Source organism: Paeniglutamicibacter sp. MACA_103 (assembly GCF_045798555.1).
Taxonomy (GTDB): Bacteria; Actinomycetota; Actinomycetes; order Actinomycetales; family Micrococcaceae; genus Paeniglutamicibacter.
In genome coordinates this window covers 1-18147 of sequence record NZ_JBIXLN010000063.1, presented here as the reverse complement: position 1 = coordinate 18147, position 18147 = coordinate 1, and the positions used below count along the sequence as shown (strand labels likewise).

The 18147-nt window shown below is 67.3% G+C and carries 16 protein-coding genes and 1 pseudogene; 3 read left to right on the top strand and 14 right to left on the bottom strand.

What is annotated here, in order from left to right:
• Positions 1 to 124: 124 nt before the first annotated feature.
• Together ACIPVK_RS20075 and ACIPVK_RS20070 are read right to left on the bottom strand one after the other, a co-directional pair.
• Positions 125 to 967 (bottom strand): alpha/beta fold hydrolase, encoded by an 843-nt coding sequence (locus ACIPVK_RS20075; protein ID WP_407613752.1) that lies wholly within the window; start codon positions 965 to 967, stop codon positions 125 to 127.
• 305 nt (positions 968 to 1272) lie between these two features.
• Entirely contained in the window at positions 1273 to 1497 is a 225-nt protein-coding gene (locus tag ACIPVK_RS20070; protein WP_407613751.1) for a helix-turn-helix domain-containing protein, read from the bottom strand.
• Positions 1498 to 1844: 347 nt separating this feature from the next.
• On the opposite strand from ACIPVK_RS20070, the gene ACIPVK_RS20065 reads away from it, so the two are divergent.
• Positions 1845 to 3215, top strand: a complete 1371-nt coding sequence (locus ACIPVK_RS20065; RefSeq protein ID WP_407613750.1) for an NAD(P)-binding protein — start codon at positions 1845 to 1847, stop codon at positions 3213 to 3215.
• 668 nt (positions 3216 to 3883) lie between these two features.
• Here ACIPVK_RS20065 and ACIPVK_RS20060 read toward each other — a convergent pair.
• A complete protein-coding gene (locus tag ACIPVK_RS20060; RefSeq protein WP_407613749.1) occupies positions 3884 to 5083 on the bottom strand; it encodes a glycine C-acetyltransferase in 1200 nt (399 codons plus the stop codon).
• Between the two features lie 47 nt (positions 5084 to 5130).
• On the bottom strand, positions 5131 to 6177 hold the full coding sequence (tdh, locus tag ACIPVK_RS20055) for an L-threonine 3-dehydrogenase (protein ID WP_407613748.1): 1047 nt from the start codon (positions 6175 to 6177) through the stop codon (positions 5131 to 5133).
• Positions 6178 to 6305: 128 nt separating this feature from the next.
• Here tdh and ACIPVK_RS20050 point away from each other — a divergent pair, with 128 nt between their 5' ends.
• Entirely contained in the window at positions 6306 to 7214 is a 909-nt protein-coding gene (locus ACIPVK_RS20050) for a LysR family transcriptional regulator (RefSeq protein ID WP_407613747.1), read from the top strand.
• Positions 7215 to 7320: 106 nt separating this feature from the next.
• Here ACIPVK_RS20050 and ACIPVK_RS20045 read toward each other — a convergent pair whose 3' ends face one another.
• The 10 genes from ACIPVK_RS20045 to ACIPVK_RS20000 all read right to left on the bottom strand — a co-directional run bounded on the left by ACIPVK_RS20045 (position 7321) and on the right by ACIPVK_RS20000 (position 17686).
• Entirely contained in the window at positions 7321 to 8499 is a 1179-nt protein-coding gene (locus tag ACIPVK_RS20045; protein ID WP_407613746.1) for a Gfo/Idh/MocA family protein, read from the bottom strand.
• 78 nt (positions 8500 to 8577) lie between these two features.
• Entirely contained in the window at positions 8578 to 9624 is a 1047-nt protein-coding gene (locus tag ACIPVK_RS20040; protein ID WP_407613745.1) for an ABC transporter ATP-binding protein, read from the bottom strand.
• Positions 9611 to 10639 carry an ABC transporter ATP-binding protein gene (locus ACIPVK_RS20035; protein WP_407613744.1) on the bottom strand — a complete coding sequence of 343 codons (1029 nt, stop codon included), beginning with the start codon at positions 10637 to 10639 and terminating at the stop codon, positions 9611 to 9613. The genes ACIPVK_RS20040 and ACIPVK_RS20035 overlap by 14 nt, the downstream gene beginning before the upstream one ends.
• Positions 10640 to 11611, bottom strand: coding sequence for an ABC transporter permease (locus ACIPVK_RS20030; RefSeq protein ID WP_407613743.1), 972 nt, complete (start codon positions 11609 to 11611; stop codon positions 10640 to 10642). It abuts the gene before it with no gap.
• Complete coding sequence (locus tag ACIPVK_RS20025; RefSeq protein WP_407613742.1) at positions 11608 to 12531, bottom strand: ABC transporter permease; 924 nt, start codon at positions 12529 to 12531, stop codon at positions 11608 to 11610. The genes ACIPVK_RS20030 and ACIPVK_RS20025 overlap by 4 nt, the downstream gene beginning before the upstream one ends.
• Positions 12532 to 12639: 108 nt before the next feature.
• A complete protein-coding gene (locus ACIPVK_RS20020; RefSeq protein WP_407613741.1) occupies positions 12640 to 14232 on the bottom strand; it encodes an ABC transporter substrate-binding protein in 1593 nt (530 codons plus the stop codon).
• 250 nt (positions 14233 to 14482) lie between these two features.
• Positions 14483 to 15709: an ROK family protein gene (locus ACIPVK_RS20015; RefSeq protein WP_407613740.1), complete on the bottom strand. Its 1227-nt coding sequence runs from the start codon at positions 15707 to 15709 to the stop codon at positions 14483 to 14485.
• 263 nt (positions 15710 to 15972) lie between these two features.
• A complete protein-coding gene (locus ACIPVK_RS20010; protein WP_407613739.1) occupies positions 15973 to 16926 on the bottom strand; it encodes an aminoglycoside phosphotransferase family protein in 954 nt (317 codons plus the stop codon).
• A complete protein-coding gene (locus ACIPVK_RS20005) occupies positions 16923 to 17318 on the bottom strand; it encodes a VOC family protein (protein WP_407613738.1) in 396 nt (131 codons plus the stop codon). The genes ACIPVK_RS20010 and ACIPVK_RS20005 overlap by 4 nt, the downstream gene beginning before the upstream one ends.
• Positions 17315 to 17686 (bottom strand): ArsR/SmtB family transcription factor, encoded by a 372-nt coding sequence (locus ACIPVK_RS20000; RefSeq protein ID WP_407613737.1) that lies wholly within the window; start codon positions 17684 to 17686, stop codon positions 17315 to 17317. The genes ACIPVK_RS20005 and ACIPVK_RS20000 overlap by 4 nt, the downstream gene beginning before the upstream one ends.
• A gap of 110 nt (positions 17687 to 17796) precedes the next feature.
• Between ACIPVK_RS20000 and ACIPVK_RS19995 the strand changes: the two are divergent.
• A pseudogene (locus ACIPVK_RS19995) lies at positions 17797 to 18147 on the top strand (HNH endonuclease); the annotation flags it as partial.

The window sequence follows — 18147 nt, the reverse complement described above, 5'->3', positions numbered from 1 at the left end:
CCCCCCCCCCCCCCCCCCCCCCCCCCCCCCCCCCCCCCCGGGGGGGGGCCCCCCCCCCCCCCCCCCCCCCCCCCCCCCAACACGCCCCACCACTCAGGAGCGTGGAACAAATCGTGTGGTCGGGCTACTTGCCCACGAATTCGAGCAATGCCGCGTTGACCTCGGCCGCATGGGTCCACAGCAGCCCGTGGGGTGCCCCCTCGATTTCCACGTAGTCGGCCTCGGGCAGCAACCGGCGGAACCGACGCGCCGTGGCGTCGATCGGCAGGATGTTGTCAGCCGTGCCGTGCAGGATGAGTGCGGGCTTGCCGCTGGCACCCACCGCGGCGACGTCTTCGCGGAAATCCTCGATCCAGGAGGAGACGACGGCGTAGGCGGCCACCGGAGCGCTCAAGACGGCGGTGTTCCAGTTCGCCGTGACCACTTCCTGGCTGATCCGCGACCCCAGGGTGTCCCCCAGGTTGTAGAAGTTGGAGAAGAAGTCCGTGAACCAGGCAAAGCGGTCTTCCCGGGCCTGCTCGACGATGCCGTCGAAGACTTCCTGCGGCACGCCCTCGGCATTGTCGTCCCGCTGCACCAGGAACGGCTCAAGCGAGGCCAGGAAGGCAAGCTTCGCGATGCGCTTGTGCCCGAACCTGGCCACGTAGCGGGCCAGCTCGCCGGTGCCCATCGAGAAGCCGACCAGGATCGCTTCGTTCAGGTCGAGGGTTTCGAGCACCTTATCCAGGTCCGCCGCGAAGGTTTCGTAGTCATACCCCGTGCCGACCTTGCTCGATTGGCCGAAGCCGCGGCGATCGTAGGTGATGACGCGGTAGCCGGCCTCGAGCAGTGCCCGGGTCTGGCGCTCCCAGCTGTGTCCGTTGAGCGGGTATCCATGGATCAGCACCACCGGCTGGCCCTCGCCGTGGTCTTCGTAGTACAGGTCGATCGAGGTGCTGTTTTCGTTTCCAACGCTAATGAACCCCATGGAGGAATTCCTTTCATTCGATGCCGCGTACGATCGCTTTCCGGATCTGCCACTCACGCTAGAGAACCGCAGTTCCCATTTCAAGCCTCGTGGATGACATGGCCAAGTCCGAGGTGCGCATCCAATGCCTAGTCAGCGTGGAACCCCCTGCCCATGCGATGGCTGCGCCGCCATACGTTTGAAACGTATGGCCGACGGTGGCCGGAAGCACTCCCGGCTCCCGAGGAGCTCGCCGTCAACCGCCTGTGCGACGGCGTGCCCGAACCCCGGGCCTGTCTGGATGGCCCGTTTTCCAAGGCAGCTTCTCAGGGGTCTTCCGGCTGGTGCCCCGGTGCCGCCGCGTGTTGCTCGGCGATCAGGTATTCCTCCACGGCCTGGGCGGGGACGCGGTAGGAGCGGCCGAATCGCACGGCCGGCAGTTCCCCCGAATGCACCAACCGGTAGACGGTCATCTTTGATACACGCATATCCAGCGCGACCTCGGCCACCGTCAGGTAGTGCGCGTTCTCGAAACCCTTCAGATCCACCATTTCGTCCCCAATCGAATTGTCTTCATCCCCAGATGAAACAGCTGACTCCGCGCACCACTTCAACCCCAAGTGCAACGTTGTTCCCATGGTAGGCATCAGGCCCTGGCAACACCATGGAAAGGACATTGCATTTGGGCTACGGTGCGCTCAAGCCGGGCATGCTGCGCAGGACAACAACCATCCCGCAATACAGGGCGGGATTCCCGTGGCAGACCGCCCCGGACATCCTTGGGGGAACGCACATTGGCTGCGTACTAAATACGCCCCTCCTGCGCCCCGCAACGATCCTTTCATGCGTCCCCGTTGGCGCTATGGATACGCCGCCGTCACGGTGCTTCAATTGGTCCATGACGCACATTGTGCAGGCAGACTACCTCGTGGTCGGGGCCGGCGCCATGGGCATGGCGTTCGCCGATGCGCTTATCGATCATGCTGACGCACACGTTGCCCTGGTCGACAGGCGCCACGCTGCCGGAGGACATTGGCTCGATGCCTATCCCTTTGCCCGCTTGCATCAGGCTTCCGCATTTTATGGTGTCGCCTCAACGCTGCTGGGCGATTCCCGGGTGCAGCAGCACGGTCCGGAGGCCGGCCTCCACGAGCGTGCCGACGTCTCCGAAATCTGCGCCTACTACGCCCACATCGTGACCGACCGGATGGTGGGTTCGGGAAAGGTCGAGTTCTTCAACAACTGCGAATACGTTGCCGAGCGGCAGATCGTCTCGCATATCTCCGGCCGGCGGTTCGAGGTGCCGCCGACGTGTCGGATCGTCGACGCACGCTACCTCGCACCCGACATCCCCTCCGTCACTCCGCCGCACTTCGGCGTCGAGGACGGAGTCCGGGTGGTCCCGGTCAACAACCTCGCCCACATCGTGGATGCTCCGAGCCAGTATGTGATCGTGGGATCGGGCAAGACGGCTACCGATGCCTGCATCTGGTTGCTGGCCCATGGCGTGGATGAGGCAGCGATCTGCTGGGTGCGACCGCGCGATCCCTGGATGCTCAACCGGGCGGTGGTCCAACCGGACCCGGCGGTGTTCCTCGGCATGGCAGCCGACACCATGGAGGCGGCGGCGGCCGCGACATCGCTGGAGGACCTGTTCCTTCGGCTGGAAGATGCCGGCGTCATGCTCCGCATCGACCCCTCGGTCACCCCGACGATGGCCAAGACGCCGACGCTGGCGCACTGGGAGCTGGAGAAATTGCGCACGATCGAGCACGTGGTGCGGCTGGGGCATATCCGGCTGGTGGAGCGCGGGCGCATCATCCTCAATGAAGGATCGGTCCCGATAGCAAGGGACGCGCTCGTCGTGCACTGTGCGGCCTCGGGCCTGCGCTACCCGCCTACCACCCCCATCTGGGGTCCGAAGGAGATCACGTTGCAACCGATCCGGGCCGGGTTCCCGTGCTTCGGGGCGGCACTGGCAGGGTACGTGGAGGCGACCCGCGACGACGACATGGAAAAGAACCGGCTGTGTCCGCCGACGCCGTATCCGAACACGCTGGCGTCGTGGGCGAAGATGCAGGTGTTGGGCACCCGCGCGGCGATGTCGTTCGGCTCCGAGCCCGACATCAAGGCCTGGGCCGATTCCGTGGCGCTCAACCCGTCGAGGGTCCCGCCCGAGGACGGCAGGTCTGCTCAGGTGAACGATGCGCTGGGCCGCCTGAAAACCCATGTTCCCCGGGGGCTTGACAGGCTGGTCGAGCTGATCTGAACTGTTGTGGAGGTATCCCGGGTACCTCTGATATTAAAGACCTTCTCCTACAACCGTAGTGAGAAGTAACAACGAAGAGAACGGAATCAAGCAGATGCGCGGAAGCAATCTCGTTTGGACAATCGTGGGCGTTCTTGTGGCCATTGCCTTGGTGATCTGGATCGTTTCGGCGGTCTAGGGTGACTTCTCTGAGTAGTTACGAAGAAGCCCGGCCATAGTTTTAGCGGTATCTTCTAGCAGGATTTGGAATGCAGGCACCGCTTGCATTCCAAGTCCTGCTGTCCATGTTGTGAATGGATTCCAATTGGCATTCATAAGGTCCTCAGCAGTTTCACCGTGCCATCCGTTAATTGATCGGTCCGGGCTTCCAACCGCAAAGAGTCGGCACCGTCCCATAAGGTGTGCCATATCTGCACCAGCGGCAGGAAACCCCGGAGAGGCGGTGAAACATGGGTAAATCGTCCAAGCCGTCAAAGGCTGCGCTTTCTAAGGCTGGAGCCAAACTTGCCTCGGATTCTTCGAGCAAGTCCGCCAAGTCCAAGGCGGGATCGACGCTCGGCAAGGGCTAGTCAATCAAATAGTGTTCGCGGTTCGATCGCGCCTACTTAACCCAGGATCGCCTGTACTCCCCCAATGTCGGGAAGTGCAGGCGATCCTTTTGTTGACGTTTAGCGGCTGGCGACGAAGGCCTGCACGCAGGCCTCGATGTCCTCTGCCGAGTGCGCGGCCGACAGCTGCACGCGGATGCGCGCCGCCCCCTTGGGCACCACCGGGAAGCTGAAGGCGGTGACGAAGACGCCGTGCTCCAACATCTTGCCCGCGACCTCCGCAGCCTTGACGGCATCACCGAACATCACCGGGATGATGGCGTGCTCGCCCTCAAGCAGGTCGAAGCCCTCCTCGGTCATCCGGCGGCGGAAGAGCGCCGCGTTGGCGAAGAGCTTCTCGCGCAGCTCCCCCGAACCCTCGACCAGTTCCAGCGCCTTGAGCGTCGCGGCGACGATGGCCGGGGCCAGCGAGTTGGAGAACAGGTACGGGCGGGCCTTCTGGCGCAGCATCGCCACGATCTCCCCGCGGCCCGAGACGTAGCCGCCCGAGGCGCCGCCCAGGGCCTTGCCGAAGGTTCCGGTGTAGATGTCCACGCGGTCCGAGACGCCGGCGTGCTCCGGGGTCCCGGCGCCGGTGGCGCCCATGAAGCCCACCGCGTGGGAGTCATCGACCATGACCAGCGCGCCGTACTTGTCAGCCAGGTCGCAGATCGCGGCCAGCGGTGCAAGGTAGCCGTCCATGGAGAAGACGCCGTCGGTGACGATGATGGTGCGGCGGGCGCCCGCCCCGTCGTTCAGCGCCGCGGCTGCCTGCAGCTGGGTCTCCAGGTCCGCCATGTCCTGGTTCGCGTAGCGGAAGCGCGCGGCCTTGGACAGGCGGATGCCGTCGATGATCGAGGCGTGGTTCAGCGCATCGGAGATGATGGCGTCGCCCGGGCCGAAGAGCGACTCGAAGACGCCCCCGTTGGCGTCGAAGCAGCTGCCGAACAAGATGGTGTCCTCGGTGCCCAGGAACTTGGAGACCTCGGCCTCCAGTTCCAGGTGCAGGTCCTGGGTGCCGCAGATGAAGCGGACGCTGGCCATGCCGAAGCCGCGGGTGTCCATGGCGTCCTTGGCGGCCTGGATGATGCGCTCATCGTCGGCCAGGCCGAGGTAGTTGTTGGCGCAGAAGTTCACGACTTTCTTGGCCGCGGCGCCGAGCTCGCCGGCTTCGATGCGGGCGGACTGGGCCGAGTCGATGTGGCGTTCGGACTTGAACAGGCCGTCGGTGCGCAGCTGTGCCAGTTCGGCTGCCAGCTCGTCTTTCATGGTGGTGTACATGTGCTTCTCCTGGAGTCGCGGGAAAGGGGGAAGAGGCTTGGGGAAGTTTAGAAGACGGTCCAGTCCAGGACGACCTTGCCGCCGTGGCCCGAGCGGGCGGCGTCGAAGCCTGCCTCCCAGTCCGTGGCCGGCAGGTAGTCGGTGACCACCGAGGAGATGCGCTCGCGCAGCACCGGATTGGAGGTCAGCATGGCGCTCATGGCGTACCAGGTCTCGAACATCTCGCGGCCGTAGATGCCCTTGAGCGTGAGCATGTGGGTGACGACCTTGCCCCAGTCGATGTCGATGGAGCTCGAGGGCAGGCCCAGCATCGAGATGTGCCCGCCGTGGTTCATGTTCTCGATCATCTCCGGCAGTGCCGTGGGGTGCCCGGACATCTCCATGCCGAAGTCGAAGCCCTCGACCATCCCGAGCTCGCGCTGGGCGTCCTTGATGCGGGTCTTGGACACATCGATGGCCAGGTCGGCGCCCATGCCGCGGGCCAGTTCCAGGCGGTTCGGCGACACGTCGGTGATGGCGATCTTGCGGGCCCCGGCGTGGCGGGCGACGGCGACGGCCATCAGCCCGATGGGCCCGGCTCCGGTGATCAACACGTCCTCGCCGACCAGCGGGAAGGACAGCGCGGTGTGCACCGCGTTGCCGAACGGGTCGAAGATCGCCCCGAGTTCCGGGGTGATCGACTCGTCGCGGTGCACCCAGACGTTGGCCTCGGGGATGACGACGTACTCGGCGAAGGCGCCGTCACGCTGCACGCCCACCGAGACGGTGTTGATGCACATCTGGCGGCGGCCGGCACGGCAGTTGCGGCACATGCCGCAGACCACGTGGCCCTCGCCGGAGACCCGGTCCCCGACCTTCACGGTATGGACGTCGGACCCGACCTCCACGACCTCGCCGTAGAACTCGTGTCCCGGGATCATCGGCGCCTTGATCATGGCCTTCGCGGCGTCGTCGTACGCCTGGATGTGCAGGTCGGTGCCGCAGATCCCGGCGGTCATCACGCGGATCTTCACGTCGTGGAACCCGGCGACGGGTTCGGGACGGTCCACGAGCTCGAATCCGGCATGGGGTCCGGACTTGTACAGTGCCTTCATCGGTGTTTCCTCACGTGCGCCGATCCGAGCGGTCCCGGACGATTCGACTCCAGTCTGGCACCTCGCACCCGCCGTGGATACCTTAGAAGATACGCAGGTTTCTCAATCAACGATTTAGGATTAGCTACATGGAAGTCCACCAGCTGCAGATCCTGCGCGAACTCGGCGACCTCGGCTCCGTCAAGGCCGTGGCCAGCGCCCTGTATGTCACCCCCTCGGCCGTCTCCCAGCAGCTCGCCCTGCTCCAGCGCAACATCCACGTGCCGCTGACCCGCAAGGAGGGCCGGAACCTGGTGCTGACCGAGGCCGGGGAGGTGCTGGCAGCCGCGGGGGCCTCGGTGATTTCCTCGTTGGCGGCCGCACGGGCGGCGATCGGCGAGTTCCAGGAGAGCCCCGCCGCACCGGTGACGGTGGCCGGGTTCCACTCCGTGGGCCAGGCGCTCTTCGGGCCGCTGCTGGCCAAGCTCGATGCCCCCGGCGCCCCGGTGCCGCAGTTCTTCGACGAGGACGTCGCCCAGCAGGACTTCCCGGCGCTGACCGCCCGCTACGACCTGGTGCTGGCCCACCGCATGGACTACTCCCCGCCCTGGCCGGCGGACAAGGTGGTTATCTCCGCGCTGGCCCACGAACCGCTGGACATCGCGCTGCCGGCCAACCACCGGCTCGCGGCCAGGGACACCCTGTTCCCGGAAGACCTCTCCGGCGAGCGCTGGGTCATCAGCCGCGAGGGCTACTCCCCGGCCGACGTGCTTCAGGCCATCAGCGCGGTTTCCGGCGATGCGCCGCGGGTCATCCACCGCATCAACGACTACGCCACCGTTGCCGCGCTGGTTGCCTCCGGTGACGTGCTGGGCATCATCCCGCGCTACACCGCCGGATCGGCGTTGGGCGCCTCCGTGGTTCTCCGCCCCCTTCGTGGCATCGCCAACCGGCGGCGCATCGACCTGCTGGCGCGGCCCGAATCCATGCACCGGCGCAGCGTGCAGCTGGTGGCCGCCGCCATGGCCCAGGCGATGGCCGAACTCAGCGGCGATTGAGCACCTAGCCGTGCGGCCACCACCGGGCGACGCCAAAAGGAGCACACATCCCCCGCGAAAACCCCGTCGGATGTGCACTGCCCTCAAGAAGCCGGCAGTGGCCGCGCTAGGCGTTGACGCGCTCCTGGTTGGCCGCGAAGTAGGCCAGCAACTCCCCGCTGAGCGCCGGGACCTGCCTGGCCGATCCGTCCGTGCGCAGCGACTCGGTGGCCAGCACGCCCGCGGCAACCGCGGCCCGGGCGGCCACCGGCGAGGTCTCGGTCGCACCGCCCTGCGCGGCAAAGCGCAGGAACTCCGCGATCAGGCGCGGGTCGGCGCCGCCGTGGCCGCCAGCGGCCGCCTCGATCTCCACCTCGAGGTCCGCCGCCACGTAGCCGTCCTGGCTGCGGGTGTTCCACACCTTGATGGTGTTGCCCGCATCGTCGCCGAAGTTCTCCAGCCGGCCGGCGGTCCCGATCACGGTGTAGTTCCTCCAGTAGTCGGGGGTGAAGTGGCATTGCTGGTAGGAGGCCAGCACGCCGTTGTCCAGCTTCATCTGCATCATGGAGATGTCCTCCACGTCGATGACGGGGTTCAGGTCCGTCTGTTCGGTCGGCGGCCAGTTTTCCAGCGAGAACCAGTCGCCCATGCGGCGGTCCTTGTTGTCGCGGCGCGATTCGATCTCCCCGTAGACCGCGAGGTCCCCGACCGCGGACACGGACTGCGTGTAGCCGCCGGCGAGCCAGTGGATCACGTCGATGTCGTGGGCGCCCTTTTGCAGCAGCAGGCTGGTGGTGTTCTTCCGCTCGGCGTGCCAGTCCTTGAAGTAGTAGTCCCCGCCGTTGCCCACGAAGTGGCGGCACCAGACGGCCTTGACCGCGCCGATGGCACCGGATTCGATGATCTCGCGCATCTGGCGGACCACCGGCATGTGGCGCATGTTGTGCCCGACGTAGAGCCGGGTCCCGGTGCGGAAGGCCGTTTCCAGCAGCCCGTCGACGGCCTCCAGGGTGACATCCAGCGGCTTTTCGCAGAACGTCGGGATGCCTGCCTCCAGCGTGCGCCGGGCGACGGCCGCGTGCTGGTTGTCCGGGGTCAGCACCAGCACGGCGTCCAGGCCCGCGCCCAGCAGCTCCTCCAGGTCCGCGGTGATGGCGGCTTCGGGCAGCCTGGCCGCCGCGTCGGCTCGGCCGCGTTCGGAGGTGTCGCACACCATGGCCACCACCGAGCCCTCGCCGGGGCGGTGGGCGTGCTTGTACAGGCCGGAGCGCAGGCCGAAGCCGACGACACCTACTTTGAGATCCACGAATTTACTCCTTAGTGACTAAAAAATGGGGTGCCTTGCGCGTTGGGAGGCGCGGAAGGACGTTGGCGGCGGGCCCCGCTATCCGGCAGAGACGTCCGGGGCGAAGTGGCAGCGCGCCACGTGGGTGTCGCTGATGCGGATGAGCTCGGGTTCCTTCTCGGCGCAGATCGCCTGCGCCATCGGGCAGCGGGTGTGGAACCTGCAGCCGGCCGGCGGGTCGATGGGCGAGGGAGGATCCCCCTGCAGCACGATCCGCTCCCGGTCGGTGCCGTCGTTCCTGCGCAGCTCGGGGGCCGCCGAGAGCAGGGCCCGGGTGTAGGGCTGCCCGGTCCGCTCGTAGACGTCGGCGTAGCCGCCCAGCTCCACGACCCTGCCCAGGTACATGGTGGCGACCCGGTCGGCGATGTGCCGCACGATCTGCAGGTCGTGGGCGATGAACAGGTAGCTCAGCCCCAGTTCCCCCTGCAGGTCATCGAGCAGGTTCACCACCTGCGCGCGCACCGAGACATCCAGCGCGGAGACCGGCTCGTCGCAGATGAGCATCTTCGGGTTCAGCGCGATGCCGCGGGCGATGCCGATGCGTTGCTGCTGTCCGCCGGAGAAGTTGTGCGGGTACCGGTCGGCGTGGTTGGGGTTCAGCCCGACCAGTTCCAGCAGCTCCCGGATCTTGGCCCTGCGGCCGGAGCGCGGGGCCGCTTCCGGGTGGATCTCGAAGGGTTCGCCGACCAGCTGTTCCACCGTCATCCGCGGGTTCAGCGACGAGTAGGGGTCCTGGAAGACCAACTGGATGTTCCTGCGCATCTCGCGCCGCTCCTCTCCGCGCAGGGCGTTGATATCCTGCCCGCGGAAGTACACCCGGCCCTCCGTCGGCTTCTCCAGCCCGGCCATGACCCTGGCCAGGGTGGACTTGCCGCAGCCCGACTCCCCGATCACGCCCAGGGTCTCCCCGGCGCTGACGCTCAGGTCGACGCCGTCCAGGGCCTTGACGAACTTGCGCGGGCCGATGGGCAGGTGGCGGTGCACCGCGTAGTGCTGTTTCACCGCGCGCATTTCCATCAACGGGACGGTCGCCGGCGTCGTCCCGGTTCCCGCCAGGGTCTGCGTGCCGGTGCTAGGCGTGGGCATGGGCCAGGACCTCCCGGGTCTGGAAGCAGGCGCTGTGCCGTGCCTCGTCGATTGATTCCAGTGCGGGGATGGCCGTGAGGCATTCCGCGGTGCCGAAGGAGCAGCGGTTGGCAAAGCTGCACCCCGCCGGCAGGTTCAGCAGGTCCGGGGGCGTGCCGGGGATCGCCGGCAGCCGGCGGCCCTTGAGTTCTTCCCCGGCGATCGAGGCGGCCAGGCCGCGGGAGTACGGGTGGCCGGGACGTGAGAGCACCTCGGCGGTGGGCCCGTGCTCCACGATGCGGCCGGCGTACATGACGGCGACCTGGTCGGTGACCTCCCTGACCACGGCAATGTCGTGGGTGATCAGGATCAGTCCCATGTTCCGTTCCTCCTGTTGCTCCTTGAGCAGCTCGAGGATCTGCGCCTGGACGGTGACATCCAGCGCGGTGGTCGGCTCGTCCGCGATCAGCAGCACCGGGTCCAGGGCCAACGCCATGGCGATCACGATGCGCTGGCGCATGCCGCCGGAAAACTGGTGCGGGTAGTCGTTGACGCGGGAGGCGGCGGCGGGGATCTTCACCTTGTCCATCATCTTGATGGCCGCTGCCTTCGCGTCCCGCCGGGAGTAGCCGCGGTGCACCCGGTAAAGCTCGCCGATCTGCCGGCCCACCGGGTGGACCGGGTTCAGCGCGGTGAGCGCATCCTGGAAGACCATCGAGACCCGGGACCCGACCAGTTGGCGGTGGCGCCTGGGGGTAATGGTGAGCAGGTCCTCGCCCTCCAGCAGGATCTCCCCGCGCGGGATGTGCGCCGGGGGCATGTCCAAGATGCCCATGATGGCCCGGGCGGTCACGGACTTGCCGGACCCGGATTCGCCCAGGATGCCCAGCGCCTCACCGCGCCTGACCTCGAAGTTCATGCCGTTCACTGCCGTGGCGACGCCCTTGGAGGTGTTGAATTCGACCTCAAGGTCCCGCACGCGCAGCAACACGTCCTCCGGCTCCCCGGTTCCGCCTTGCGGGTTCGTGGTGCTCACTTATTTGCCTTTCGGATCGAACTCATCGCGCATGGCCTCGCCAAAAAGCACGAAGCCCAGCACGGTGATGGTCAGGAAGATCGCCGGGAAGACGAGCAGGTGCGGGGCTGCGGAGATGTACTCGCGCGCCGCCGCCAGCTGCAGGCCCCAGGACACCGAGGGAGGGGTGAGCCCGATGCCGATGAAGGTCAGTCCGGCCTCGGCGGAGATGACCCCGCCGATGCCCAGGGTCTGGAGCACCAGCAGCGGGGTCAGCGAGTTCGGGACGATGTGCTTGGCGATGATCCGCCCGTTCGAAGCACCCAGCAGCCTGGAGGCCTGGACGTATTCGCGGTTGCGCACCTCCATCACCGAGGAGCGCATGAACCGCACCCCGCCGGGCCAGCTGAACAGTGCCAGCGCGAAGATCACCGTCCAGCCCGTGCGCTGGCTAAACAGCTGCAGCACCACGATCGCGGCCAGGATGAACGGCAGGCCAAAGGCCATGTCGCAGGCGCGGGAAATGATCGTGTCGACCCAGCCGCCGAAGTACCCGGCCAGCGACCCGAGGATCGCGGAGATGACGAAGGAGATCGCGGTGACCACGATGCCCACCAGGATCGAGGCCCGCGCCCCGTAGATGACGTTGGTGTAGTAGTCGCAGCCCTGGATGTCGACGCCGAAGATGTGCTCGGCGCTGGGTCCCTGGTTGGTCTTGAGGATGTCGCAATGCGCGCCGGGGTCCGAGCCGAACCCGGCAAAGAGCTGCGGGAAGGCGGCCATCAGCAGCATCACCGCAACGATCGAACCCGAGATCAGGAATCGCGGCTTGAGCCACACCGGACCGCGGCTGGTCTTCCCGGCCGGCTTGCGGCGCGCAAAGGACGCGGGCGCCGGGACGCCCACGCCCGTCGGGGCGGTGATCGGGTTGGTCGGGGCCAGCGGGTCCGCGACGGACTCCGGGGCCTGGTTGGTTTCGGTGTTCTGGCTCATATCCGCACCCTCGGGTCGATGATGCCGTAGAGCAGGTCCACGAACAGGTTGAAAAGGAGGTAGACCAGCACGAGCATCGTGGCGATGCCCACCACGACGGTGCCCTCCTTGTTGTTGATGGCGGCGACCATCAGGCCCCCGATGCCGGGGATGTTGAAGATCGCCTCGATGATCACCGCGCCTCCCAGCATGCCGGCCAGGGAGAGGCCGAGGTAGGTGACCACCGGGATCATCGCGTTGCGCAGAGCGTGTCCCCAGATGACCCGGCGCGGGGAGAGGCCCTTGGCCCGCGCGGTGCGCAGGTACTCGGCCCGCAGCACGTCGACCAGGGAGGTACGGGTCAGCCGCGCCAGCCCGGCGGAGGCCTCGATGGCCATGACCAGGGCCGGGAGGATGAAGGCCAGGGGCCAGCCGGCGCGGATGCCGGCCGGGTCGACCCAGCCCAGCTGCACGCCGAAGACGGTCTGCGCGCCCAGGGCGATCACGAAACCGGGGATGCCCAGGAAGATCACGGTGAAGACGAGGGCAAAGTGGTCCCCCGCCTGCCCGTTGCGCAGACCGCCGTAGACGCCGATGGCCAGCCCGATGACCATCTTCAGCGCCCACGCGGTCATCGCCAGGGCGAAGGTGACCGGCAGCCGTTCCAGGATCAGGCCCAGCACGGGGCGGCCGAAGAAGTCGATGCCGAAATTGCCCTGGACCAGGCCCAGCATGTAGTTGCCGTACTGGATGAGGAACGGGTCATCGAGGTGGTATGCCAGTCGGATCTGCGCGACGGTGGATTCGGGCAGCGGACGCGAACCGGTCAGTGCCGCCACCGGGTCCCCGGGCATCAGGAACGTGAGCGCGTAGATGATGAAGGTGGCGCCGATGACCACCGGGACCATCTGCAGGATTCTTCGTATGGTGTAGCCAAGCATGCAACTGCTTCCTTTCGCGACCCCTGTGGGGCCGCATCCGCACGGGTGCCGGAGCGTGCCGGTTTTCGGCCGGCGCGCTCCGGCACCCGTGCAAGTGTTGTGCCTGGGTCAGCAGCCGTATCCGGCGCGGTAGAACTGCAGGTCGCCCTGGGCATCGTTCATCACGGCGCACTTGGTGCGCAGGCCGAAGTCGGTCGGGATGAACAGCGGGATCGCCGGCATGTCCTTCATGACCACGGCCTCCGCCTGTGCGTACAGGCTGGCGGCCTTGGCCTCATCCTGCTCGCCGCGGGCCGCGCGCAGCAGCTTGTCCACGGCCTGGTTCGAGTAGCCGGTGGTCACGTTGCCGTCTCCCCCGGTCTCGTACTGGCTCAGGTACTGGTCCGAGCTCTTGTACGACCAGCCCCAGAGGCCGAAGACGGCGCCTTCAAGCTTCTGGTTGTTGCGGCGGGCCTCGAGCTCGGTGCCCAGCATCGGCTTGAGCTGGACCTTGATGCCCAGGTTGTCCTGGATCTGCTTGGAGATGGCCTGGACCAGCTGCGCGTCGGAGGTCGAGTTGTGCTCGATGATGAAGGTGCCGTCGAATCCGCCGGCCTTCTTCAGCAGCGCCTTGGCACCGGCCGCGTCAAAGGTGCACGACCCGCAGGAGCCCTTCTTGTAGGAATCCAGCGACGGCGGGACCAGTGAATCGGAGGCGGTCGCGTAGCCCTGCAGCAGCGAGGCGGCGATGGCCTCGCGGTCGATCGACATGGAGATGGCGCGGCGCAGGTCCGGGTCCTGAAGGCCCTTGACGTACTCGGGGATCTGCAGCGTGTACTGCTTGGAACCGGTCTTGACCTCGTAGAGGGATTCCTCGCCGAGCTGGCTCTTGGCCTTCGAGACCATGGTCGCCGGAACGTTGCGGATCATGTCCAGGTTGTTGGCGGTCATGTCCGTGTAGGCGGCGTCGACGGCGGTGTAGATCTGGCCGACAAGTTTGTCGGCTCCGCCGGAGAAGCCGGCGGCACCCTTGAAGCCGTCCCACTTTTCCAGGACGACTTCCTGGTTGTGGTTCCAGGAGACGAACTTGTACGGGCCGTTGGAGACCGGGTTCTCCTCGTAGGCCTTCGGATCGCTGAAGGCGGCCTCCGGCAGCGGGCACAGAGGCGAAGTGGAAAGCACCTTCGGGAAATCCGCGTTGGCCGCGTTGAGGGTGACCTCGAGGTTGTTCTCGTCGAGAACCTTCACGCCCGAAAGCGTCTTGGCCTTCGGCTTGGAACCGTCGGTGGGGTTCAGTTCCTTGTAGCCCGCGAAGGAAATGAAACTCCCGTTGCCCTGCCAGGCGTTGGAGCCCGTGGCGGTCTTGGCCCAGGCCTTGGCGAACGAATCGGCGATCACCGGCGAGCCGTCCTGGAAGGTCCAGCCTTCCTGCAGCGCGATCTTCCAGGTGATGGCGTCATCGCTCGTGACGGACTTGGCGGCCAGCGGCTCCAGCTCCTGTGTCTCGACGTTGACCTCCATGAGGTTTGCGCAGGTCGCCATGGCGACCTGGCTTCCAGGGGACTCGTGCGGAACCAGCGACGTTGGCTCGGCGAGCTGGAACGAGAGCCGCTTGTCCCCGCCCGCGCCTCCCCCGGCTTCGGCTCCCACCGAACAACCGCTCGCAGCCAGCATGAATGCTGCGGACGCCGCTGCTACGGCAATCATCTTCTTTTTCGACATGATGCTCCTCGTGTACGAATGACCCGTGTTACCCCACCGCGCGTGGCGATGTTAGCCAGGCAACCACGTGGTGTGATTAGCCTCACCACTTATTTCACGCTCTAAAATAAACCAGACGAAGCAGGATGTGTCAACCAATCGGAGAGCTCCAGCGCTCGGTCATCACGCCCCAGGGACCCGCGCGGGGATCGGGAGGTTCCCGCCCGTGCGCTTCGCACTTTCCCCCCGGTGGGTGAAAACCCGAAGATGACTAGGTCGTGAGCAGGCCCTCGGGAGCCACGCTGCCCAGCGGGTCGGCGAGGATCGCATCGACCATCGTCGAGGCGGCAAAGAGCGAGAGGGAGAAGATGTGGTCCGAGGACAGCACGACGCGCCCCGCGGCGCCCGCCCCCGCGTGCGCGGTCCGGGCCACCTCGGCAACCAGCGAGGCGAAGACCGCGGGCGTTTCGGCCGGGGTGCCGGCAACCACCAGGAGCTCGGGGTCGTGGATGTCGATGAGCTGGCTAGCGGCCCGGCCCACATAGCGGTTGCGCTGCTCAAGGACCCCGATGGCCACCTCGTCGCCGGCCAGGGCCAGCGCCAGCACGTGCTCGATGTGCTGCACCTGTCCAAGCCCCTGGCGCCGGGCCTCCACTGTCACGGCATCGTCGGAACCCATCACCGCCAGGCACCCGGTCTTGCCGCAGGGACAGGGAACCGGCCGGTTGCTGACCCGCAGGTGGGCGATCTGCCCCGCAGTCTGGCTGAATCCCGCACGGATCCGGCCGTCGTCGACCATCACCGAACCGATGTCCGCGGTGATGACCATCAGGACGAAGTCGTTGCTTTGCTGCCCGTGGCCGTACAGCAATTCCGACTGGGCTGCGGCGCGCGCGTTGTTGTCCAGGATCACCGGGCCGGGCAGTCGTCCGCGCAGCAGGTCCATCACGTGCACGTTGCGCCATCCCGCCCCCGGGTTTTCGATGATCACCGCGGCGTGCCGGTCCACGATGCCGCCGGTGGCGATGCCGGTTCCCAGCAATGGCCGCTCCTGCGCATGTGTGTCCACCAGGGCCCGCGCCGCGGCGACGACCAGCTCGATCGACTCCGCCGGGCCCATGCCCGCGTGGGGCACCAGCACGGAGGCCTGCTCCAGGCCGTCGAGGCCCATCAACACCACGCCCGAGGTTCGCGGGCCCAGGTGGATGCCCATCACCAGGGCGGATTTGCCGATTTCCAGGGGCACGCGCGGCCGCCCCTGGGCACCGGTCAGCGAAGGCATGGCGCGCAGCAACCCGGCCTCGAGCAAGGCGGAGGTGATGTTGGTGACCGAGGCTGCACTGAGGCCCAGCTGGGAGGCAATCTCGGACCGCGAAAGCGCCGGGTGGTTGAAGACGTGCTTCATGACGGCAGCGGTGTTCAGTCGACGCAGGTCATCGCCGCGATGTCCGCGTCCATTGCGCAGGCCGAATCCCGGCTCCCGTTCGGGCTTCTCCATTCCTGGCACACTTCCTTCTGTTCCGGCCGCCTGGGGCGCAGGCTGCCTTGGTCCGCGCCGCGGACGATGCGCTGCGCTTGCACGGGCAGTGGGCCGCGCTGCGGTCCGCATCAACCCCTGCGCCCCGGCGGCGGCTTTTTTGACCTTACCCAGCAAATCCGCCGAAACCGAAATTTGCGGACATCACGAAGCAACGTGGCGTGCGACGACCGGCTCGTCCCATGGCGCGGCCGGTCCGGCGGGATCCCGCCCGTCGGCCCGCGTCAGCTCTCCGCGAGCAACTGTTCGATGCCGTGCACGCCGACGCCGTGCAGCGGGTCCCCGGGCGGCAACCCCGCCATCAACACCGCGTAGTTCGCCGCCCAAGCCCGGGCCCGGACCCACGTCCCGGGTGAATACAGGCCGTTGCCTGCCAGCCGTTCGCGGAATTCCGCTCGTCCACGCGGCGTGAAATGCAGCCACGCAACCGCCAGGTCGCTGGCCGGGTCCCCCGCGGTCAGGTCCCCGAAGTCGATCACCGCGCAGAGCCGGGCCGCCGGGTGGGCCGCGTCCTCGCGCATCTCGGGCTTCCCGCCGTGCTCGGCGTCGTCCGCGTCGTCATACACGAGCATGTTGTGCGGGTGCGGGTCCCCGTGCAGCCACAAGCGCGGCCCAGTGTGCCCCACCTCGGCAAGCCCCTCTTCCCAGAGTGCCAGCAGCGCCCCGCGCTCCGGTTTCGCCACGGCCTGCAGCCGGGCCCGCACCGCCTCGTCCCGGTCACGCAGCGGCACCCCGCGCACCGCGTTGCGCGGGGCATCGGCAGGGGCCGGCACGTGCAGCGCCCGGAAGAACGCCGCCAGGGCCGGTGCATAGTGGTCGCGCGCCTCCGCAGGCACCGCCGCCGCACTGGTGCCGGCAAGCCAGGGCACGATCACCCAGTGGTACGGGTAGCCCTCCCCCGGCTTCCCGCGATGCAGCGGGACCGGCACCGGCAACGGCAGCCGGGGCGCCAGGAACGGCAGCCAGCGCACCTCGTTGAGCAGCAGCGCATGGGCCACGTCCCGCCGCGGCAGGCGCACCGCGAGCTCGGGCCCCAGCCGGTAGATGACGTTGTCCCAGCCGTCGTCGGCGAACCCCGGCTCCAGGTGGGCCAGCTCCGGGAATTGCGCGCGCACCAGGGCACCGACCAATTCCGGGTCGACGCCCACGTCCGCGGCGGGCCGGGGCGTGGCGCTCATGCTGCCTCGGTCATCTCGGCGATCTGGATCAGGTTCCCGCAGGTGTCGTCGAACACCGCGGTCCTCACCGGCCCCATGTCGGTCGGCGGCTGGGTGAACACGACCCCCAGTCCCGTCAGCCGCTCGTACTCGGCCTGCACGTCGGCGACCGCGAACGAGGTGAACGGGATCCCGTCGGCCACCAGCGCATCGCGGAACGGGCCCACGGCCGGGTGGCTGGCCGGCTCCAGCACCAGCTCAACCCCGTCGGGTTCCTCGGGCGAGACGACGGTCAGCCAGGAGAACTCCCCCATCGGGATCTCGGTCTTTTTCACGAACCCCAGCTTGGTCGTGTAGAACTCCAGCGCCTGCGCCTGGTCGCTCACCAGCACGCTTGCAAGATTGATCCTCATGGCATTTTCCCCTTCGACGATGACGATGTGCCCGCACGCGGCGCGCCCGGGTCGGTGGTGCCGCCGATGGCTTCGGCTTCATTCACGGCGGACGGCCGCGCCGCCTCCGGCCAGCGCTCGGCGATCCGGCGCAACGGCGCAGTATCCACGTAATGGAACTTGTAGCGGCCCGAGCGCTCGCTGCGCACCAGCCCCGCCGACTCGAGCACGGCCAGATGCTGCGAGATCGCCTGCCGGCTCGGGGTGATCCCGTGCCGCGCGGACAACCGGTTGCAGATCTCAAAGAGCGTCTGCCCGGTGCGTTCCACCAGTTCGTCCAGGATCACCGCCCGGGTCGGGTCCGCCAGCGCCTTCAACAGCTCTTCCACACTCACCATTAAGGCAAGTGGGCACTTGCCTGTCAAGGCCTTTTCCCGCGTTGTCCACATCCCCGCGCACCCCCCTGCCGCTGCCGCCGCCGGGGGCGCATCCTTGAACCATGACCACGGCAGCAGCCATCGCCCTGCTCGCGGGCAACCGCGAGGATCCGAGGTACCCTAACGCCCCGGTCGATGAGTTGCGCGCCTACACCGCCCTGGCGCTGGCCCTCGAGGAACTCGGGCCGCGCATCGCCAAGCACGCCATTTCCCCCGTCGACGCCGCCTACTTCGCCCAGGTGGTGGAACGCGCCCACCGCAGCACCGGCTTCGCCCAGCTCGCGGCCGCCGACCTGGCCCGGCGCACCCTCGTCCACGAGTTGCCCGAGGATACCCTGGTCGGGATCAATCGGTGCCTGGCGGACCCGTCCGCGTACATCGAGGGAACCATCGATGTGCCCGAAGCGCCCGCC